This window comes from Ligilactobacillus salitolerans (assembly GCF_003864415.1).
Classification (GTDB): Bacteria; Bacillota; Bacilli; order Lactobacillales; family Lactobacillaceae; genus Ligilactobacillus; species Ligilactobacillus salitolerans.
In genome coordinates this window covers 38118-58928 of record NZ_BFFP01000010.1, presented here as the reverse complement: position 1 = coordinate 58928, position 20811 = coordinate 38118, and the positions used below count along the sequence as shown (strand labels likewise).

The window sequence follows — 20811 nt, the reverse complement described above, 5'->3', positions numbered from 1 at the left end:
AAGTTTGGATATTAGGGTCTTTAATCTCGAGTAAATTTAGGATAGAATTGTCTTGGGACATCATTAAAACCTCGCTTTGATTGATTTTTAGACACTTTAATCTTAGCACTTGAGGGACAATGATGTCCTTTTTGAGTATCTTGAGTAAAAAAATAGTGCTGATGATTTTACTCATCAACACTAAAAAGTGTACACCCCTTCTTTTAAGCATTGACCGGAGCCATCTTCTCTGCCTCGGTGAGGGCAGCTAAGACCTGCTTTCGGTCTGTCGGACTTAATGGTTGCGCGAGCAAAATTGCAAAGCCGCTAAAACTAAGTCCTAGCATATCGGCCACAAAAAATTCACTAACATTACTATCTGCAATCTTCCTTCTGACATCTTCATTGGGTAATCCTCTTACGTCGTCTGCCATAAAAAGTCCTCCTTAGATGAGCTGAAGCCAGCGTATCTGACTTCACTTTTAGTTTTAACAAAAAAGGAGCTGAAAAACAATCGTCAGGACTTAAAAACCCAAACCAGGGCGATCATTTAAGATAAAAGTATCATTTTCAATCGTATAAGGCTGAACTCCAGCAGTCTGATCGGCCATAAAAACCGAGTCCAAGTCCGCAAAGACCACATTTTGATGGGCTGCAGCGAAAGCAGCCGCAGCAGCAATCCCGTTGGGTGATTCGATCATACAGCCGACCATGCATTGAACTCCTGCCAATTGGCAAAGCTGATTGATTTGCTCAGCTTGACTCAACCCGCCAGTTTTCATGAGTTTGATATTAATATAATCACAGGCATGTTCTTGCAATAAGACCTGCGCATCAGCCGGCGAAAAGACACTCTCATCGGCCATGATTGGCAGCCTTGAATGGTCGGTCACAAATTTTAAACCAGCTAAATCATTTGCAGGTACGGGTTGCTCAATGAAATCGATCCGCGCTGCCAGATCCGCCAACTGCTCGGTCAGCTTGACACTGTCCTTGGCGTTCCATGCCTGATTGGCATCGATCCGCAGTCTAGTCGCAGCCGAAGTTGCTGCTGCGATCGCATGGATGCGTGTCGTTTCTTCTGCTAGGTCCGAACCGCCCACCTTGATTTTCAAGGCTTGGAAACCAGCAGCTTCTTTCTCCTTGGCCTCCGCAACCATTGCGGGTAAATCGGCGATCCCTAAGGTGAAATCTGTCGCAACCCGCTGACTGTCACCGCCTAAATACTGATACAACGGGACCTGAAAAAGTTGCGTTCTTAAATCATACAGTGCTAATTCACAGGCAGCCTTGGCTGGTTCATTGCTTTTGATCGCACCATGCAAGCCCGCCAGCAATTTCTCCCACTGGGTAAAGTCTTGACCAAGCAAATGCGGGCGCAAAACCTCCTTGATCACGGTCAGAGCCGAGTCTAAGGTATCGCCTGTCACAACCTCATTGGCGGTTGCAGCTCCGTGTCCGACTAAACCATTATTTAACTTGATAGTAACCCCGATAGCCGCAATGTCATTGACAGTATGTTTAGCCGTAACAAAGGGATGCTTTAAAGGGGTATGGGTTGTCTGGCTGGTAAAATCTGTAATTGTTAATTTCATCTTACGTTTTCCTCCACCGCTCTAGTTTGCATTTCATTATACACCAGCAAGTCCCACAGCAAGCATAGATGAAACAAAAAACACCCAAAACATCACTCACAATATGTGTGATGTTCCAAGTGTTAAGTTCAATTATGATTTTAATCCACGTAGGTAGATGGAGTTTTATCCAGCCAAGCATAGGTCAACCCAATGACCAGCCCTCCACCAATATAGTTCCCGATCAAGGCAAAGAAAAGGTTATGGAGTACACTCATCAGATTCATGTCATAGATCGTTCCATGGGAAGCGAAGAATGCCAGCGAGAAAGCCGGGAAATTGGCGATAACGTGTTCGTAGCCAAGGAAAGCAAAAATAAAAATGATAAAGATGATAGCGAAAACTTTGCCAGCGTCATCTTTCATCCGCAGGTTAACGAAGAAAGCAGTGTTGACGACTATGTTAGCGAAAATCCCTTCAATCAGGATCTGTAAAGTTGATTTATCTAACTTAGCCGTGATCCCAGCAAACATATAGTTGTCGACCGGCAAATGCTGGAAGGGACCTGTCAACGAGATCAGATAACCAAACAAGATCCCGCCAATCAAGTTGAAGAGTAGACAAGTGAACAGGATCTTGCAAGCCATCCCCAGGCTGATTTTTTTGCGGTAGACGCCGACTGTCATAAAAAGCATGTTGGATGTTCCTAGTTCAGCGTTCATAAAAATAATCATCACTAAAGACCAGCTGAACATGAAGGCAAAGGCAAATTTGCCTAAGCCAGGTGCGACTTTTTCGGTTTGAATTGCCGTGCCAAAAGCAACCGCTGTTCCTAAAGTTAAAAATAAAGTTGCCATCACCGAACGAATGGCGTAGCGCATATAACTGCTGGAAATCAACGTTACCTTATTTTGTATGGCGGCATCAATTTTCTGAAAAAGCGGTGATTGAGTCGGAGCTGCTGCAACTTTATCTTTAGCTGTACCGGCTGGCAGCTCTTCCATAATTGTTCCGGTTTCCATCGTAGTTTTCATCTGTGATTCAAGTTCCATAATTTCTTCCCCTTATGTTTTAAAACTGTGCTGTCGCCATAAAAAAAGCCGCCCAATTCGACCGGCTGACAAGCGCTCTGTTTTCAAGTGCTTTTTTCAATTGGCAACATCACTAATTACTTAACGAATCATAATATATTTCAAATTGTTTGTCAAAGTATTTTTTACTTTCTAAATAGTATAAAATTATTAGGTTTTGTACAATATTTTGTTGAAAACGTCAGAAACCGTTTTCTTTGAAAGACTAATACATTTCCATTAACATATTTTTTAGCTAAATTTATTGATTTACATTAAAAAATAAAAACCGACCAGTCATTCAAAATCAACAGCCCGATCTTCAACCACCTCATCGTCAATGATTGACCAACAATGTAATCAATTTATTTAACCTGCCTGTTTTCCAAGACAGTTCTTTTGCAGCAAAATAGCCGCCAGCTCTTCTCAGAGAATGGCAGCTATATTTGCTTGCTAAATTTTATTTGTCGCTTTGACTAGCGCCAGTGGTGGCATCAGTCTCGACAGGTGCTGGTTTTTCATTTGCAGCCGTCCGTGCAGCAATCCGGCCAAACGTGAAGATGTCCGCTAAGGAGTTCCCGCCCAGGCGATTGCCGGCATGCAAGCCGCCAGCAACTTCACCCGCAGCGTATAAACCGGGGATGACTTGGCCTTCTTCGTTTAGAACATGGGTCTGTGGATCAATTTTTAACCCACCCATCGTATGGTGCAGGGCTGGTTTACGCGGTGTGGCGTAGAATGGTGCTTGTTCCACCTTCAAGTCAAAGACGTCTTTACCGAACTCGGGATCTTTACCGGCGTCAACGTATGAATTATACTTGTTGATCGTCTTTACTAATTCAGCTGGATCGACCTTGATCTGACGTGCCAACTCTTCCAAGGTGTCAGCACGGAACAGAGTTCCAGCAGCGACTTGCTCGTCGATTTTTTCTTGACTGGTATTATAAGCTGTAGCTTTGATGTTATTATCAGCAATCAAGTAGAATAGCCCGCCATTATCAATTGCAGCTTGGGACAAGACATCACGGCTCTCATATTCATCCACAAAACGGTCCCCTTGTTGGTTGACCATCACAAAATTGGCTGGCGGCACCTGCAGTCCAGTAAACAGTTCGCCTGTGACCGGGTCAGAAACTGGCATCATCTGGGTGAAACCCATCCCAACTAAGTCTGCACCAACTGCAGTCCCAAGTTCGATCCCGTCGCCGGTAATTGCTGGGGAATTGGAAGTTGCAATATCATCGTCGACTTTTGTCCAATATGTGTTATACTTCTGGACCATCTTGGTGTTGGCACCAAAGCCGCCGGCAGCCAAGATCACCGCATTAGCGTGAATGATGACTTGCTGGTCATCCGCATTGCGTGCCTTTAAGCCAACAATTTTCCCGTTTTCTTGCAGTAACTTGGTGACCCGTGTTTCCGTCAAGATCTGACCGGCATGCTTTTCAACGTAGCTTTGCAAGGCTGAGATATAGGCAAAGCCTTGTTCTTTAAGCGGTTTATGTCCACGACGCCACTTAGCCCCGACCGGCATTGAAACCTCACTTGGATCAAATTCAACACCAACCTTTTCCAACCACTTAACTGATTCTAACGCATTGTCAACCAGGGTCTTAACTAACTGATAATCGCCGTGGATCTCATTGCCTTTTAAATCAGTTCTCTTGCCGCCCAGATAAGTCTGGATCTCATGCAGCAGTTTAGAATCAAATAAAACATCCTTTCTGCCGGCAAGATATGCATCAAGCTGTGCTTGTAACTGCTTGAAGTCAGCCTGATATTCCGGATCGATCTGGTCGATTGGAATCTCCAGCAGGTGCTTCAGAGTTTCTGCTTCACCTGGCAGAGCCGCAAAGGTGTTTTGCCACTCTGGGTTAGCTGCGTTCATTGGGCCGCCGGCTCTAACCGTGTTTCCACCCAAGGCCGGGAATTTTTCGACTAAGATAGTCTTTTGTCCGGCCTCTAAAATAGTTGCAGCCGCACTCAGCCCAGCACCGCCGCCGCCGACAACAACAACGTCGGCTTGATACTCAGTCGGAGCAGCGGCAACTTTCTTGCTGGCTTTAGGCCGTTTCTTCAAAACATCCGGATTAGCGCCAGCCAAGGCAACTGCGTCCGCCACACCATCAAGCACCCCACGACTGGTAACTGAGGCGCCAGAAACGACATCGACGTTTAATGTTTGCCCGTTTAAGATCTGATCTGGCACCCTTTCCCAGACAGTGTCAGCGATTCCGGTCGTTTCACCGCTCGTATCGATATCGATGTCTTCGATCCGGTCCTCAGAGAAGGTCACTTTCATCGGAACCGTTCCGTTATGACCAGTAGCCGTCACGGCATAGGTTCCAGGCTCATATTTGATTTCTTCCGGCGTATTTAAAACATCTGCGACTTGGATGAACTTTAAGAATGTCTTGAAACATTTGCCCAAAAAATCGACAGTCCCTTGATCTTTCAAATTACCAGCTGCATCAAAAGCAGTCCTGCTGGAACTTAGTAAGAACTCATTGCCTGGCATCACTATGCCGCCGACACCTGGTGCATCAAAAATCTGCCGCAAAGCAAGCTGAGCACTGGCTGAGCCTTGTTTAGTGATTGATGTCCCAACGATCATCACTGGTTTACTATTGAAAGGATGCACTTTATAAGACATCCACTCCAAAAAGCTCTTTAAACTCGAGGGAATCAAACGATTATGCTCGGAAGTAGCGATGACCACGCCATCTGCATCTTCGATCCGTGCAGCATCGCCTGCGATCAAGTCTGAATCACTCTGATCATCCGAAACGTTGAACATTGGGTAATCTTTGATCTCCAAAAGTTCGATCTGTGCTTGCTGTGCAAATTGTTTTTGCATAAATTGCAGCAGCTGACGGGTCGCTGAATTTTCCGAGTTAGTTCCAATAACTCCAATAATTTTCATCTGTTCTACCTCACTTTACCGATTAGCCGCGGCAAATTTTTCGAAATCTGCCATGTGTTCTTCCAAAGACTGCACTTGGGCTTGATCCGTCAATTGTCCTTGCTGATCAAAGACTTGCAGCGAATGCCCCAGCAAAAATTCTTGTCCCGGCAAAACGCGGGCTTTGATGTCTGGCGCATTGAGAATCGTCCGTAGATGACCTTGTGCCCGTGATGTTCCTAAAGCACCATATGAAGCGCCAACGATCAGCACCGGTTTGTCCTGGAGCGGCTGAGTCGTATAGGCGAACCATTCTAAAACATTGATCAAAGCTGCTGGAACTGAATGGTCATATTCAGGTGTCGCGATGATCACGCCGTCTGCTGCGGCGATCTGGTCTGACATTTCTGCAATCGGAGCTGGTGCGACGTGAGAAGCCGGTTTATTAAAGGCTGGGAGATCCTTGACCTCACATAAGCTGATTTCGTGCTGTCCTGCAAAATGCAGTTTAATATACTGCAATAAAGTCCGATTCGTCGAATCAGCAGCATTATTCCCTACTATTCCTACAAATTTCATACGCAATGATTCCTCTCTGAGATAATGTGAATACTTCACTATTTAAACTATGAAAAACTATATTATGTGTTCAAATTAAAGTACACAAGACGATAGCCAAAACTAAAAACCCAGTTTTGTTACTACATTGGCTAGTAACGATCACTGGTAAAAAAAGATAATTGTATTTACACTTTAAGTTTAATGAACAGGCTTGCTTTTGTGAAATACTTATTTTACTATTGTATTATAACAATAATGTTATTATAAGGAGACCAACCATGACGACAAAAGATCCCGGACTGCTCTTACAGTATTTAGATACACTTTTACGTTACGGTAATTTCACTAAAGCTGCGCAAGAGCTGTTTATTTCACAGCCTTACTTAACTCAGTTGATCAAAAGAAAAGAAGACGAACTCGGGGCAGTGATCATTAACCGCCACAGTACACACTTAAAGCTGACTGAAGCTGGCAAGCTTTACTACCAGTATCTGGAAAACATTAGCCGTGAAAATGCAGAATTTAAGCAACGACTGACACAATATAATTCCAAGGAGCAAATTACCCTACGTCTTGGCGTGCTCTCTTCGTTAGGCACCTTCATCTTGCCGCTCTTTTTACCCTTCTTCACCCAGCTGCATCCAAATGTGCAAGTGATTTTGGAAGAAGATATCCCTGAAAAAAGTGAAAAGAAAGTACAAAACGGCGACATCGATTTTTACCTTGGTCAGACTCCAGAAACCGTCTCGCCCAACCTCAATGTCGTCACGGCCGGCTATGAACCTTACTATGTCGTCTTGCCGGAGGGCTCTAATTTTTATGATCGGCGTTTTAAGTTACTTGAGCCCAACTCCTTACCACTGGCAGAAATTTTAGCCGAACCGTTAGTTTTAAGTAAAACGGGGTCTGCAATCAGGCACCAAGTCGACGGATTACTGCACAAAAACAAGGTTGAGCCACAGATCGTCTTTGAAAGTGAGAACATTGAGATCATTGCTGGACTAGCAGCGTATGGAATGGGTAGTACGATCATTCCGCAAAGCATCGTTGACCGCTTATCCGCTGGTAAATTCAACCTTTATCCGCTATCAAAAACAGACCTGATTTTGAAACATTTCATCGCTTACCCTGCAGCCAAAAAATTGAGTCCTTTGGAACAAGAGTTGGTTGAAAGTTTTTCCTCGATTGCAGAACGGACCAGCCAAATTCGCCAATAATCACTTGATCTTGACCGCACCCATAGCAAAATTACAATATCAGCATAAGCAGTGACAGAGTCGCTTGGTAAGCGCTGCCTGCTTCCTTAAATGTGTGACCTTTATGTTACGAAAGCTTTACGAATCGGTAACAATGTATTATCCTATTCATTAGGTTAACTTGTTGGTAACCAGCTTTTAACTGCAAATCAGCAAAAGGAGATTTTTTTATGAGCGAAAGTACACAGGGCATTCCAGCGAAACTTTTGGCAGACTTTGCTGATTATTGTCTGTATCTTTCACCAAATAACGTGATCGAGCAGCGCTTTAGCATGGAACATTTTATCACGGGAGGATATACAGATCGTGAGTTTCCTATCAGCCAGCGCCAATTAAGCCAGTTAGAACAACTGGTAGCTCGCCATAACAATAGTGATCCACTGCAATCAGAACAGATCAAAAAAGAAATTGAAAGAAAATTTTTAACCGAGCGGAACACGACGCTCAGAAGACGAACACATTTACAATCTAAAAGTGACCGAGCCTAATTTGCTTTAAGCGAAATTGGCAATAGCTGCTTTAACCGCTTGGGTACAAATCATGTGCGGCTTCTAAAATGAGCTTGGACAAAGTGATCGATTCTAGTTTTGAATATAGGGCTGTACAGCGAGGATTTCTTTGCCTCAATGTACAACCCTATTTTTTCCAAGTTTTTTTAATTTTTGGTCGATATATTACTGCTTAAACCTTCTCAGGATCTATAGCTTATTGCTTATTTTTACTCCAACCGCTTTGTATTTGAGCAAATTTCAGTCTGTTTACCTTATTTCTTACTCTTGCATGATTTCATCTGTAATTTGATTGGACAAGTTATCTTGCCCTTTTTTAGACTCCTCATCCATTTGTCCCTGAAATTCATTGTGATATTCCTGCACAACTGTGGCATCTTTAACGACAAATATCTTTTGTGACATGCGCACGGCTTCATTAATGTCATGAGTCACCAGGACCATTGCGATCCCTGTATTTTTCCAGATCTGCAAGATCAGGTCCTGCATCTTCATTCTGGTCAAGGCATCAAGGGCTCCTAACGGCTCGTCTAATAACAAGATCTCCGGTTGCGGCATTAAAGCACGAGCCAAAGCAACTCGCTGCTTTTGTCCGCCAGAAATTTGTTTCGGATATGCGGAAATGTACTTCTCCAAGCCAACTTGTTTTAATAAGAAAAGGGCCCGTTGAATAGCTGAATCGTTGTTCTCCCCCAAAGTTACATTATGCAAAATGTCCATCCACGGCAGTAGCCGATCATCTTGAAACATCATTTTGACTTTCGGATTAAGGTTAGTGACTTCTTGACTATCCTGTGTTATCTTGCCGGCTGTCGGTTTTTCTAGACCAGCGATCATCCGTAAAAGAGTACTTTTGCCGCCGCCGCTCATCCCCACCAAAGAGACAAATTCACTTTTGACGATGGATAAGTTAACGTTTTGTAAAACCACATGGTCAGCGTAATGCTTGCCGACATTTTTAATTCCAAGTAATTGTTCAGTCATTGATACCTCCACCTTTAGCTTTGCCATTCCAATAACCAGTCTTCCAAATTTTTGGCAATTAAATCAGATATTTTGCCAAATAAAGCATAAATAATGATGCACAGTAAAATTGTGTCCATATTCGTAAACTGCTGGGCATCATTAGCCATATAACCGATCCCGGAACTGGAAGAAACTGTCTCTGCCACGATCAAAGTCGTCCACATCACCCCTAAAGCATACCTGATCCCGACTAGGATCGTCGGTAAAGCACTAGGAAAAATGATTTTAGTAAACAGCTTGACGCGTGACATTCCATAAGAACGGCCCATTTCCATTAGCCTAGGATCTATCGAGGTAATTCCGTGATAGGTATTGATATAGACCGGAAAAAGGCAGCCAATTGCGACCAAAGTTACCTTGGAAGTTTCTCCGATCCCCATAAACAAGATCAATAAGGGGATCAGCGATAGATGGGGAATATTACGCAGCATTTGGACCGTGCTGTCTAATAACAAGCGGCAGACCTTGGATGTGCCATTTAGGACCCCTAAAATAAAGCCGATACTGCCGCCAAGTAAAAAACCAACAGTGGCCCGATACAGACTGATGCTTAAATTTTTCTGCAGCTCACCCGTTCGTAACAAATTCCAGGCATCAACGAAAATTTCGGTCGGAGCAGGCAAGAGATCCAAAGTGATAATATTGAGCCTAACCGCTGATTCCCAGATGAGCACCATTCCCAGCGGAAGCAGCCAGGGGAGCATTCTTTCAATTGTGATACTCTTTTTATTCAATTCATGTTCCTTCCTTCATGCAAGACAGCAGCCAAAGACTGGCATCATTTTTCAACGTAAGAGCTAATTTGAACTTTCTTTTTGATGACCTTTTGCGCATAAAATAAGTTTGAAATAATCTGTTCTTCCTTAATAGCTCGCTGGCTCATCTTTTGCAGCGCAAATGTGCGCCGCTCAAGCATCCGCTGGACAACCTTCCGATCTAAATCAAGTGCCGCAGCTAATTTTTTAGTTAGCACAGTCGTGTGAGAATTAGCCCACTGCATGTCTTCACCCAGATATTTAACGACTAAACTGTTTAGTTCCTGATGCTTGCTTGCAAATGAGGTCGGAGAAACCAAGAAGTTCCTATTTTGTACGCCAACATCACTCCCGCTCACGACCAGCTTAGCTTGCTGTTTTAATTCAGCCTTGCTGACATACGGATCCCAAGTTGCCCAGGCATCGACCTTGCCCTTGGCAAAGGCTAAGGCGGCAGAATTGGTATCCATATTGACTAAGTTCACATCGTCAGTTGTCAAGCCCAGTTTTTTTAGCGTTTTAAGCACCATGTACTGACTCGAAGTCCCTCTGGTGTAGGCGATTTTTTTGCCTGCAAGATCACTCGCCTTTTTGATCCAAGACTTCTTAGTGACAACAATTCCACTACCTAACGAACGAGTTCCGCCTGCGCCCACAAAGGTCAACTTCGTACCAGACGCCAGTGCTGAAACTGGCGGAGTATCTCCGACTCGACCGTAATCGATCTTGCCTGAAGCCAGTGCCTGCATCATGGCAGAACCGTTTTGAAATTCACGAAAAGACACCGCATATCCTTTAGCTTTCATCTTTTTGACAAAACTTCCGTGCAATTTTGCAATCTCGATCTCGTCACCAGCCTGATACCCAATGACAACTTTAGTCAAGCTTTTATCGTCTTGGCCGTATATTTGCTGCCAACCATAGATGGCGATCAAAGTCCAAACAGTAACTAAAATAATTAGCAGGCTCTTTCGTTTAGTGCGTTGCAAAAACATCCCTCCTGATCCGTTAATCATGCTCCAAGCTTGCTGCTAAGTATGTTCGAGAAAGTTGGTCAAACGTCCTTAACTCATTATCATAGCAAGCTTCGTTCTTTGAATTTTGCCGGTGGAATTTCGGGGGAAATCCTCCACGAAATGGACATCTGCTAATTGTTCATATTTCGGTAAATGAGCTTGACTATACTGCAAAATTTCTCGGCGTCTTTCTGCCAGGTCAAATTTCCAAGTACTCTGCAAAATAACGTACGCTGCCACTTTTTCTCCATAAAGTGCGTCAGCTTCGCCAATTACGGCAGACTCACTAATTGACTTCATTTTATTTAAAACATCCTCGACCTCGACGGGGGGGATTTTTTCACCACCATGGTTGATCATTTCGCGTTTGCGTCCGGTCAAAAAAAGATAACCGTCACTATCAAAATAACCAATATCACCCGTCAATAACCATTCATGAAAAAATGACTGTGGATTGGGATCTACGTAGTCCAAAATCACATGATCGCCTTTCAAAGCGATCTCACCAACTTGGCCGGGCTCTGTCGTAAGTTGGTGCGCATCGGTGTAAATTTTAACGTCGGTCCCAATCGGCAAACCAACTGACCCGATCTTGGCCGCTTTCAGCGGATTTAAAGCGATGACACTTGCGCTTTCAGTCATTCCATAGCCCTCCAAAATCGGAATGTTAAATAAACGCTCGAAATTTTGGTAAGTTTCCTGCGAAAGATTGAAAGAAGCGGAACGCAGATACTTCAGGGAAGATGAACCGGAATAATTTTTCAGTGAATTTTCGTTAACAGCTAAGATCTGAATGATCGTCGGAACTATTGAAGCCCACGTAATCTGATCATTTGAAACTTGCTGCCAAAAATGACTGGCGCTAAATTTGGCGGCAATCACCACTTTTCCGCGTGAAAGACGAGTAGCCAGTAATGAGATAACTTGTGCATTAATATGGAATAACGGCATTAACAACAAAACCGTATCCGCTTGCGTCAGATTTTGACTCTGGATCACATGCTGGGCAGAATGCCAGAGAAGGCCATGAGAAAGCCCGACTCGCTTGGGACTGCCGGTTGTACCAGAAGTATTCATGATCAAAGCAAGGTCCTCATCTTTTGGAGAGCGTGCCTGACGTTGGTTTGGCACCGTAGAACCTGTTTGTAATAAGATTAGATCAGTTTTCTCTAATTGAGTTGCCTGAAATGTCTGTTTGTGACTAATGTTGCCGGAATCAACTATTAGATAACGATAATGATAGTGGAACATTTCTTCTGAGATCTGTTCAAACGGCATTGTAGCAGCGACCGGATGGGCAATTGCGCCGAGATTCCAAATCGCTTGCAGCAAGATCGCATAATTGGCAGAATTCAACAGCCGGATCACCAGCACATCACCAGCATGCACTCCCTGGTTGATCAAGGTCTGCTCCAACAAGGCGACATTCTGTCTAATTTCATTACCTGTGTACCATTTATCCTTTGCTTCATCTTTGATGATCTTTTTGTCTATTTGTTCTTCTAGCTGAGAATTTAAGCTCTCTGTTAACCGTGACATTGACACCGTCTCCTTTGATTTAAATTTTTTCTGATCGTAACAAGATCTTTTCTAGCTTTTGGCTATTAGAACGCCCGATCAATATTCCAAACGGAGGGACTTTATAAATGACCCACGCGATCAGAAATGCCAGTGCTGCCGCTAAGAGATATAGTATTGGACTAAGGACCATCAGAGTCACATTTGACAGCTGAGCTCGCGCTAAAATTTCAGCTAATATGGAAATTGGAATCGTCTGCGCTAAATAGATCCCAAATGAAAGCTTGGCTCCTAAATGGACCAAATGGTCAAGCCAGGGCCAAAGTCCATTGCTTCTGGCATATGCATACTTACGTCCTAGCCAAAAAACGAAGGCGATCATACACAACGCGTAAATTAAAATATATGGCTGATGCGGAGAATGTGCCGCAGCCTCAGATAGCTCTAAAATGTTAATGTCAGCTTGGTATAAAAAGATCGTACCTAAGGAGAGTGTGAGTGCCAAGCTGCAAATCAAGCGATAGTTGCGCATAATGACCGCTTCAACCTGGTCATAGTGAATAGCCGTATATGCTCCAACCACAAAATAAACTTGATAAACTCCGAGGTTAAAACCATAATTGCTAAACAAATACCACCAGCTGGAAGTATCAATGTGCGGCAGCCAGTATTTGATCCCGATCATCAGACAGACTTGAATTAAAATACTTGTCATTACAATAACTAGATGCCCGTTTCTTTTTTCAAAGTGTTTAAACATTTTCAGCAAAAGCGGGAATACTAAGTAGAGTTGCATCGTGACTAACAGATAGTACATATAGAAATGATCACCATATTGAACATAATGCAGCCACTTAGTAAATAGTGACCCAATTGATATAGGATCTTGAGCAAACAAAGCTGTCAGGAGCAGCATAATGGCATTCCACGCAAGGTAGGGAATACCAACGCCTAAGTATCTTTTTTTCCAAAAAAGCAGCCAATTATTTTTGCGCTGATAATAATTTAAGGTCAAAACCAAACCAGTCATAAACATGAAGCCCATCCGTGTAAAATGCAAAGCTAAATGCGTAGAATCCATAAAATTTTCACTGATTGAGTTAGCAGATAAATTATGCGTGATCGTGGTGGTCACATGATTCAATAAAACTCCGAAAATGAAGACGGTCCTCATCAAATCGACCTCATAGAGATATTTTTTTTGCGCCATAACTTCCCCCTTCTTGTTGCCAAGTTACTTTTGGTGAAACTAGACTGGTCATTTTTTAAACTATTCAGAATTTTAATGGTTTAAGCTTAAAAAGAGCTTAAGACAATTGATTTTTCCTTTTCTGAAACCAAAAAAAGCTGCCCATCCCGTTTAGGAACAGACAGCTTGCTCAAGCTATACCAGATTATTCTAAATTCAAATATTATTAACTCGCAGCACTACTTGACAAAGAACCCGTAGAAACATTCGTCATGCCATGCGTTTTTACAGCATCGCATCCGTTATTGCAGTTCTGCTTTGTACTTTTCAGCCTCGTCTTCATTACAGTACACAAAATGACCTGGCAGGATCTCTTTAAAAGTTGGTCCTTCAGTCGAATAATCATGCATGTTAGGGTCATAAACAAAGTTTTTGCGCTGTTTAGCGATGAGCGGATCTGGAATCGGAATCGCTGAAAGCAAGGACTTGGTGTAGGGGTGGATCGGATGATTAAATAACTCCTCAGTTTCAGCCAATTCCAAGATTCTGCCCGCGCGAATAACAGCGATCCTATCAGAAATATAACGCACAACCGACAGATCATGGGCGATAAACAAGAAGGTAACCCCTTGTTCTTTACGGAATTTCTTCAGCAAGTTCAAAATCTGCGCACGAATCGACATATCCAAAGCTGAAATCGGTTCATCCGCAACCACTAACTTGGGATTCATGATCAGAGCACGAGCAATCCCGATCCGTTGTCTTTGCCCACCAGAAAACTCATGCGGATAACGGTATAATTGTTCCGGCAGCAAGCCAACGTTCTCCAACATCTCTTGGACCTTGGCAACCCGTTCATCTTCGTCTTTAGCCAAGTTGTAGTTGTAAAGTCCTTCGGAAATAATATAATCAACTGTTGCCCGTTCATTCAATGATGCAGACGGATCCTGAAAAATCATTTGAATTTTACGTTCGATCTCATACTTTTCTTTTTTAGAGATTTTACCGTTAATTTGTTTCCCGTCAAAAATAATTTGCCCGTTGCTGGTTGGGTTGATCCCTAAAATAGCACGACCAATCGTAGTTTTACCAGAGCCTGATTCTCCTACTAGGGAAAAAATCTCACCCTTATGGATATCAAAATTCACATCTTGAACCGCGACAAATTCAGACTTACCAGAACCAAATGTGATTTCTAAATTCTTAATAGAAAGAAGAGTTTCTTTCTCACTGTTGTTCATCATACTGTCTCCTCTTTAGTAAAATCGTCAGCGGACATTTCAAGCATATGCTGATGAAGATTTAGGATCTGCTCAGGCTTTTCAACCTGAGGAGCCCGCTGATCTAACAGCCACGTTTTTGCATAATGCGTGTCCGTAACTTTGAACATTGGCGGATCTGCCTTAAAATCAACCGACATCGCATAGCTATTGCGGGGTGCAAAAGCATCTCCGACAATTTTTTTGTACAAAGAAGGCGGTGTCCCTGGAATCGACTTTAATTCTTCTCCTTTTTTTGCCAACTGAGGCAGTGACGATAATAAGCTCCAGGTGTATGGGTGACGAGAATCATAAAAAATTTCTTCACTCGTCCCAATTTCCACAATTTTGCCAGAATACATGACGGCGATTCGATCTGCAATTGAGGCAACCACGCCTAAATCATGGGTAATAAAGATAATCGTAAAATGATACTCTTGTTGGAGTTCTTTGATCAAATCCAAGATTTGCGCCTGAATCGTAACATCCAAAGCAGTGGTCGGTTCGTCACACACTAGGATCTCTGGTCGACATGCCAATGCGATCGCAATCACGATCCTTTGCCGCATTCCCCCAGAATACTCGAAAGGATATTCATTGTAGCGTTGAGCTGCATTCGGGATCCCGGTTCTTTCCATCAATTCAATTGCCAGCTTCTTGGCTTCCTTTTTGGACTTGCCTTGATGCTTGATAATAACTTCTGAAATTTGTGAACCGATGGTATGGATTGGATCCAATGAGGTCATTGGGTCTTGGAAAATCGTGGCAATTTCTTTACCGCGAATTTTATCCCATTGCTTATTCGTTTTCAGCTCATTCAAACGCTGATTTTTGTATGAAACAGTTCCATGTGAAATACGGCCATTCTGCTCAAGCATACCAGTGAAGGTCTTGATCAAGACTGATTTACCAGAACCAGATTCACCTACGATTGCGAGAGTCTCATGTTTTTTCAAATCTAACGAAATGTCATGGATCGCTTCAATTTCGCTCCCGCGAACCCGAAAGCTGACATTTAAATTTCTAACTTCAAGAATATTTTCTTCCTGCGCCATAGTTACCCCTCCATTACTCTAGCGAATCCTTACATATGCGTCTTAGGATCTGATGCATCAGATAAACGCTGCCCGATTATATATAGCGAAATTGTAATCAGAGCTAAAACAAGTACCGGCAGCCAGAAAAGGTACGGGTAACTCGTCATATAAGGCGAATACTGCGAAATCAAACGACCAAGCGAGGGCACGTTTTGGCTTAACCCAACTCCCAGAAACGAGAGAAAAACTTCATAGGAAATAAAGGACGGCAACGTTAACGACACATCTGTCACAATAACTGATGTCAGGTACGGCAGGATATTCTTGAGGACGATCCTTTTGGTTGATGTCCCTAAAGTTCTCGAAGCAACGTTATATTCGCGATCACGCATGATCATAACCTGCACCCGCATGAAATAGGCAGTCCCGATCCACGAGGTACATGTCATGGCAAAAATCAGATTCCAAAAGCCGTTACCAAAGGCATAGGATAACACGATAATGATCAATAACGAAGGAACGTTGGAAATGACGTTATAGATTTCGAGCATGACCCGGTCGAACTTCTTAGAAACACCCCAGATGGCACCGACAATGACACCAATTCCTTCGATGATCAGTGATGCAATGACACCAATTGAAATGGAAGTCCGTGCTCCGGCCCAGATGGCATCAAATAAAGAATTGCCATTCGCGTCCGTCCCAAACCAATACTTAGCATTCGGAAAATTGTAGCGGGCGCCAAAATCATTGATCTTGCTAACATTGGAGAGATCGTAGCCGCTAAACAGCGGTTGTATGAACGACATTAATAAGATAATAACGATCAACACCAGCATGAAAATGGTTACCTTACTGAGAAAGAAATTTTTTGCGACTGAACCCCAATAAGAATACTTGGTCGTCCCAATTTTCTCATTTTCCTCTTTATCAATTGTGACAACTGCAAAATCATCAGCCGAAATATTATCACGTTCGACCACCGAATTCATTTCATAAATTTCAGTTTGTTTAAATTCTTCTTGCTGTGCGATACTAATCATCTCCCTTGCTTGCAAGATTGATCCGTGGATCAACGATTGCCATCAATATGTCTCCCAAAAGAACTGAGAGAACGCCGATCACAGTGAAAATAAATACTAAACCAATAACGACCGAGTTGTTATGCGACAAGATCGCATCCGGCAGCATTTTCCCCATCCCAGGCATAGCGAAAATGTTTTCTGTGATGGTAGCCCCGCTGATCAAACCTATGATGCTTCCCGGAATTTGCTGAACGATCGGGATCGACGCATTCTTAAAGATATGTTTGCGGTAAATTTCATTGTCTGTCAGGCCTTTGCTGCGAGCGAATTTAACATAATCTGACTGTTGCTGATCGATCATGTACCTTCTAAACCAAATTACCAAACCAGAAACGGATAGCAAGCCCAAGATGACGGTTGGCAGGACCCAGGAATTAAAACTACCTGCACCTTCCGTTGGAAAGGAATCTGGTAAACCAAATAACTGTGATCCAATAAAGCGGAAAGCGTAAATAAAGGCCAAACTAGGAATAGCAATCAAAACAGTCACTACACCTGTGCCGATCCTATCAAAAAGCTTGCCCTTATAACGAGCCATAAAGAATGCCATTGGGATCGCAATTAAGTACGCTATAAGCAAGGCAAAAATTCCGGCTTTAAACGAAGTTCCAACCATTGAAGGGTCTTCATAATTTTTACCCAAACTTGTATATGAATCTTTATACCGCTCGTAACTGAGGCCATTTCTGTGTTCCTTAGTCTGATACTGTCTGGTATAGACGTTATCTGACGAGTTGATGGTAACCCCTTTGCCTAAGTCATATTTTTCGGTTACAGCCGAGCCCTGTCTGCCAGCAATCACTTCAACAACAGAATTGCCTCCAAAAGTCGGGTATGATGTTCCTAGGTTAAAGTGAATGATATTTTGATGGATATACGGGAAAGAACTATTAAAATAGATCTGATAGCGATATTTAGTGCCAGATCCGACCAAAGCCCAACCGACCCATTTATCCTTTTTGATTTTTAAATAACGTTTTAAATGCGGATTATTCTTATCGTGCACACTCCATGGCGTATCTACTTGGATCAAATCACCGTAGAAACGCCCTAACCGTTCCCATAACGGCAAGTCTCTGGTGGCATAGTATCTTTTACTCTTCGGATATGTTTTCACTTGATAGCCATTTTCTTTAGCCCATTTATTTAAGACTTTGAAATTCTGTTGACTTCGCTTGCCAGATACTTCAGTCCCTGGAGCTGCTTTTTTAGCCTTAGCCACCAGCGACTTGGTATCTTGATAATCCAGATAATTCATCTTATGATAGGCTGTATTTTTATAATCAAGCAATTTATCCGGATCTGAAGCGAGTTTCTGGATCAAAGGATCTTGATCAAAGACAGCACGTTTAGGGATCAGCGTGTAAATTAAGATATAGGTGATAGTTGTTACTAAGAAAATACTCACAATAGATCTCAGTACCCGAAAAAAGACATATTTTTTCAATCGAGAAATCCTCCTTCATTGCTAGGATCACCGGTTTATCCCTTGATTTCAAAATTGAATTTTAAACTAACAGAAGCGGCGCAAACAATATTGCACCGCTTCTGAAATTAATTCAATTGAATTAAAAGGTAATAAACATGCAATCACTTTTTGAAGTTATATACTTAGCTATTATACTTACTTATCAGCTTCGGCTTGAGCTGTCTTGTTTCTTTCTTTGTTCCAAGCTGCTTTTGCCTTGTTAGATTGAGCTGTTGTCACTGTTTTCGACTGGAGCTTCATGAACTTATACTTGCTTCCGCTCAAACCGGTGTTAGCATACGATTTGGAGAACGGTACAACCTTAGTTACAGAAGGTGTTCCCCCATCAGAATAAACAGGAATTTGAATCCCGCTGTCTAACAAAGCAGCTGACGCTTTAGCAAACAATGCATTACGCTTGTTAACATCTGTTGTTTCTGCTTCAGCTTGATCAAGCAATGTTTCATACTTGTCAAGACCATATGTCTTAGCAGCATTGGCAGATTCTTTGTTGCCAGCTGTCAAACCAAGAGTTGACAACATTGAACCAGATGAAGGCTTGTAGATATCCAAGTAGCTTGAAGAATCTTCATAGTCAGGGCTCCAGCCAGAGGCGTTGCTGATATCAAAATCAGATTGAGCACCTGTTGTAGCTTCATAAGTTCCAGCTAAATATTTATCTTGAGAAAGCAATTGGATGTCGATTTGAACGTTATCTTTACCCAAGACACTTTCAATTGACTTCTTGAAGGACTTAGCCTGGTTAACACTTGTTTCAGATTTTTCGCTTTCAGGAAGATCAAGCTTGATTGGGAAGGCAACTCCTTCAGCTTGCAGTTCCTTTTTAGCGGCTGCTAACAATGCCTTAGCTTTTTCTGGACTGTATGTGCCGTCCTGACCATCAGCCAAGTTGACGCCGGCTAATGGGCTTGAAAGAGCACTTAATTCTTTTTCAACAGCAACGTTGTAGTTTTTGCCGTCGACAGTTGCAAAGGTTGGAGGGATGATCTCGTTACGCAGAGACTTCTTAGCACCTACCTTACCAACATTTTGCGCGTTGTATGATTCTTTATCAAAAGCGCGTTGAATAGCTAATCTAAAGTTTTTATTTTGAATTGCTTTTTTAGTATTATCTTTTTCTTTAGAAGTTTTCTTATCCGTTGCGTCGTAATTCTTACGGTTCAAGTTAAAGGTGAAGTTGTAAGTTGCCGAACCTGGCAGTGACCAAACGATGTTATTCTTGTTGTCTTTTTGAACATCTTTATAGCCGGCTGAATTAGGATAGACACGTGAAGTCGTGTTAGTGCCTTTCTTAAATGCCTTATATAAGCTGTCAGGATTGGACATATCGTTGTAAGTCAACTTAACCTTCTTGATATGAACATTCTTCTTATCCCAGTATTCAGAGTTGGCTGTTAACTGAACAGTTGACTTAGCGGTAAAGTTTTTCAAGATATAACCGCCATTATACAAAATACCGCTTGGCTTCATTTTACCGAAGTCATCACCGGTTTCCTTCAAGAATTTAGCATTAACTGGGAACATAACCCCATAAGTCAATTTTGAATTCCAGTAAGATTCAGGCTGGTTCAAAGTATACTGGAGTTTATATTTACCAACTGCTTTCACGCCAACCTTGGAGAAGTCCTTAGTTTTACCGTTGACGTAATCGTCCAAACCTGTGATCGAGCTTTGAACAACATAAAGGGTTTCTGACTTAGCTGCAACAGCGTGTTTCAAGCCAGTGACAAAATCTTGAGCAGTAACGTCGCCGTATGTATTACCTTCGCTATCTACCCATTTAACACCTTTTCTAATGTTGTAGGTGTACGTCTTTCCCCCATTGCTTTCCTTCCAAGACGTTGCCAGATCAGGTTTAATATTCCCATACTTATCATTTTCAACCAAACCATCGACAAAGTTAGCAAAAATATCACTATTCGTTTGTCTGGACGAAACAGTATAATCAAGTGTTGTCGGATCGGTGGTGTAAACATAACTATAAGTGGATGTAGATGACTTATTACTATCACTTGAAGAACTGCTTTTACCAGAGCAAGCAGCTAAAACGACCCCGCAAGTCAAGACCGTTAAAGCCACACCAAGCCTTTTTATTTTCATTTAAAACCCTCCCAAAAAGTTAATACTAAAAAGAATACGAACCTTAAAAAGTGATTAGTTAAGATTATAATTGCATTAAAAAGCAATGTCAATTATAAATCGCAAAAAAATGTTCTTTTTTTCATTTTTTTGTGCGTTAAGAAATCGATTCAAAGTTTATCCTTGACCATTTCTTGAAAATATCTTTTTCTTTTATTGTTAGCAGTCAATGCTCTTTATTCCCACTGAAAAATTAAAATTTTCTTGTTTTACTTGCTCAAAAAATAAGTTTTAGTAATCTCAATATTAACTTTGATAAGAAAAATTAGAATTAAATTTATTTCGTCTTTTTGTTCTTGATCAAAAGCAGTTAATTTGTTTGCCAGCCATTTTAAACACTCACGAAAATGGAGCCATAGTGATAACAAAACTTGAGCGACAAGCGCCCTGCAGCCTTGCAGGACCTGTTTTGTTAAAATTGATTCATCATTCGAATAAAATAAAAGG

18 protein-coding genes are annotated in these 20811 nt (G+C 42.2%); 2 read left to right on the top strand and 16 right to left on the bottom strand.

Annotated features, from left to right (window positions below; all coding sequences use genetic code 11):
* The 6 genes from LFYK43_RS12810 to LFYK43_RS04280 form a co-directional block, all read right to left on the bottom strand.
* On the bottom strand, nucleotides 1-211 hold a 211-nt coding region (locus LFYK43_RS12810; RefSeq protein ID WP_229717943.1), incomplete at its 3' end, for a hypothetical protein.
* A complete protein-coding gene (locus LFYK43_RS04300) occupies nucleotides 204-413 on the bottom strand; it encodes a hypothetical protein (protein WP_124975781.1) in 210 nt (69 codons plus the stop codon). The genes LFYK43_RS04300 and LFYK43_RS12810, both read right to left, overlap by 8 nt.
* 90 nt (nucleotides 414-503) lie before the next feature.
* The gene (locus LFYK43_RS04295; RefSeq protein ID WP_124975779.1) at nucleotides 504-1574 is read right to left on the bottom strand and encodes a dipeptide epimerase; all 1071 of its coding nucleotides are present in this window, start codon (nucleotides 1572-1574) and stop codon (nucleotides 504-506) included.
* A 140-nt stretch (nucleotides 1575-1714) separates the two neighbouring features.
* Entirely contained in the window at nucleotides 1715-2557 is an 843-nt protein-coding gene (locus LFYK43_RS04290; RefSeq protein WP_229717948.1) for a formate/nitrite transporter family protein, read from the bottom strand.
* A 526-nt stretch (nucleotides 2558-3083) separates the two neighbouring features.
* Nucleotides 3084-5546 (bottom strand): flavocytochrome c, encoded by a 2463-nt coding sequence (locus tag LFYK43_RS04285; RefSeq protein WP_124975775.1) that lies wholly within the window; start codon nucleotides 5544-5546, stop codon nucleotides 3084-3086.
* 15 nt (nucleotides 5547-5561) lie between these two features.
* On the bottom strand, nucleotides 5562-6104 hold the full coding sequence (locus tag LFYK43_RS04280; protein WP_124975773.1) for an NADPH-dependent FMN reductase: 543 nt from the start codon (nucleotides 6102-6104) through the stop codon (nucleotides 5562-5564).
* A 260-nt stretch (nucleotides 6105-6364) separates the two neighbouring features.
* On the opposite strand from LFYK43_RS04280, the gene LFYK43_RS04275 reads away from it, so the two are divergent.
* On the top strand, nucleotides 6365-7303 hold the full coding sequence (locus tag LFYK43_RS04275; RefSeq protein ID WP_124975771.1) for a LysR family transcriptional regulator: 939 nt from the start codon (nucleotides 6365-6367) through the stop codon (nucleotides 7301-7303).
* 209 nt (nucleotides 7304-7512) lie between these two features.
* The gene (locus tag LFYK43_RS04270) at nucleotides 7513-7830 is read left to right on the top strand and encodes a hypothetical protein (RefSeq protein WP_124975769.1); all 318 of its coding nucleotides are present in this window, start codon (nucleotides 7513-7515) and stop codon (nucleotides 7828-7830) included.
* A 282-nt stretch (nucleotides 7831-8112) separates the two neighbouring features.
* Here the strand turns inward: LFYK43_RS04270 and LFYK43_RS04265 are convergent, their stop codons facing one another.
* The 10 genes from LFYK43_RS04265 to LFYK43_RS04220 all read right to left on the bottom strand — a co-directional run bounded on the left by LFYK43_RS04265 (nucleotide 8113) and on the right by LFYK43_RS04220 (nucleotide 20325).
* On the bottom strand, nucleotides 8113-8835 hold the full coding sequence (locus LFYK43_RS04265) for an ABC transporter ATP-binding protein (RefSeq protein WP_124975767.1): 723 nt from the start codon (nucleotides 8833-8835) through the stop codon (nucleotides 8113-8115).
* Between the two features lie 14 nt (nucleotides 8836-8849).
* Nucleotides 8850-9554 carry an ABC transporter permease subunit gene (locus LFYK43_RS04260; RefSeq protein WP_229717947.1) on the bottom strand — a complete coding sequence of 235 codons (705 nt, stop codon included), beginning with the start codon at nucleotides 9552-9554 and terminating at the stop codon, nucleotides 8850-8852.
* Between the two features lie 101 nt (nucleotides 9555-9655).
* Entirely contained in the window at nucleotides 9656-10621 is a 966-nt protein-coding gene (locus LFYK43_RS04255; protein ID WP_439957203.1) for an aliphatic sulfonate ABC transporter substrate-binding protein, read from the bottom strand.
* A gap of 75 nt (nucleotides 10622-10696) precedes the next feature.
* Nucleotides 10697-12187: an AMP-binding protein gene (locus tag LFYK43_RS04250; protein WP_124975766.1), complete on the bottom strand. Its 1491-nt coding sequence runs from the start codon at nucleotides 12185-12187 to the stop codon at nucleotides 10697-10699.
* A gap of 19 nt (nucleotides 12188-12206) precedes the next feature.
* A complete protein-coding gene (locus LFYK43_RS04245) occupies nucleotides 12207-13376 on the bottom strand; it encodes an acyltransferase (RefSeq protein ID WP_124975764.1) in 1170 nt (389 codons plus the stop codon).
* Nucleotides 13377-13657: 281 nt separating this feature from the next.
* A complete protein-coding gene (locus LFYK43_RS04240; RefSeq protein WP_174713959.1) occupies nucleotides 13658-14596 on the bottom strand; it encodes an ATP-binding cassette domain-containing protein in 939 nt (312 codons plus the stop codon).
* Nucleotides 14596-15669: an ABC transporter ATP-binding protein gene (locus LFYK43_RS04235; protein ID WP_124975760.1), complete on the bottom strand. Its 1074-nt coding sequence runs from the start codon at nucleotides 15667-15669 to the stop codon at nucleotides 14596-14598. Before LFYK43_RS04235 ends, LFYK43_RS04240 begins: the two co-directional genes overlap by 1 nt.
* Before the next feature lie 29 nt (nucleotides 15670-15698).
* Nucleotides 15699-16643, bottom strand: coding sequence for an oligopeptide ABC transporter permease OppC (gene oppC / locus LFYK43_RS04230; protein WP_174713960.1), 945 nt, complete (start codon nucleotides 16641-16643; stop codon nucleotides 15699-15701).
* Nucleotides 16644-16686: 43 nt separating this feature from the next.
* A complete protein-coding gene (locus tag LFYK43_RS04225; RefSeq protein WP_124975758.1) occupies nucleotides 16687-18183 on the bottom strand; it encodes an ABC transporter permease in 1497 nt (498 codons plus the stop codon).
* 177 nt (nucleotides 18184-18360) lie between these two features.
* Nucleotides 18361-20325: a peptide ABC transporter substrate-binding protein gene (locus LFYK43_RS04220; RefSeq protein WP_124975756.1), complete on the bottom strand. Its 1965-nt coding sequence runs from the start codon at nucleotides 20323-20325 to the stop codon at nucleotides 18361-18363.
* Nucleotides 20326-20811 lie beyond the last annotated feature (486 nt).

Excerpts from the sequence above, each read along its gene's own strand:
- LFYK43_RS04300 (WP_124975781.1), bottom strand. The coding sequence starts at position 413 with ATGGCAGACGACGTAAGAGGATTACCCAATGAAGATGTCAGAAGGAAG.
- LFYK43_RS04295 (WP_124975779.1), bottom strand. The coding sequence starts at position 1,574 with ATGAAATTAACAATTACAGATTTTACCAGCCAGACAACCCATACCCCT.
- LFYK43_RS04290 (WP_229717948.1), bottom strand. The coding sequence starts at position 2,557 with ATGGAAGAGCTGCCAGCCGGTACAGCTAAAGATAAAGTTGCAGCAGCT.
- LFYK43_RS04285 (WP_124975775.1), bottom strand. The coding sequence starts at position 5,546 with ATGAAAATTATTGGAGTTATTGGAACTAACTCGGAAAATTCAGCGACC.
- LFYK43_RS04280 (WP_124975773.1), bottom strand. The coding sequence starts at position 6,104 with ATGAAATTTGTAGGAATAGTAGGGAATAATGCTGCTGATTCGACGAAT.
- LFYK43_RS04275 (WP_124975771.1), top strand. The coding sequence starts at position 6,365 with ATGACGACAAAAGATCCCGGACTGCTCTTACAGTATTTAGATACACTT.
- LFYK43_RS04270 (WP_124975769.1), top strand. The coding sequence starts at position 7,513 with ATGAGCGAAAGTACACAGGGCATTCCAGCGAAACTTTTGGCAGACTTT.
- LFYK43_RS04265 (WP_124975767.1), bottom strand. The coding sequence starts at position 8,835 with ATGACTGAACAATTACTTGGAATTAAAAATGTCGGCAAGCATTACGCT.
- LFYK43_RS04260 (WP_229717947.1), bottom strand. The coding sequence starts at position 9,554 with ATGGTGCTCATCTGGGAATCAGCGGTTAGGCTCAATATTATCACTTTG.
- LFYK43_RS04250 (WP_124975766.1), bottom strand. The coding sequence starts at position 12,187 with ATGTCACGGTTAACAGAGAGCTTAAATTCTCAGCTAGAAGAACAAATA.
- LFYK43_RS04245 (WP_124975764.1), bottom strand. The coding sequence starts at position 13,376 with ATGGCGCAAAAAAAATATCTCTATGAGGTCGATTTGATGAGGACCGTC.
- LFYK43_RS04240 (WP_174713959.1), bottom strand. The coding sequence starts at position 14,596 with ATGAACAACAGTGAGAAAGAAACTCTTCTTTCTATTAAGAATTTAGAA.
- LFYK43_RS04235 (WP_124975760.1), bottom strand. The coding sequence starts at position 15,669 with ATGGCGCAGGAAGAAAATATTCTTGAAGTTAGAAATTTAAATGTCAGC.
- oppC (WP_174713960.1), bottom strand. The coding sequence starts at position 16,643 with ATGAATTCGGTGGTCGAACGTGATAATATTTCGGCTGATGATTTTGCA.
- LFYK43_RS04220 (WP_124975756.1), bottom strand. The coding sequence starts at position 20,325 with ATGAAAATAAAAAGGCTTGGTGTGGCTTTAACGGTCTTGACTTGCGGG.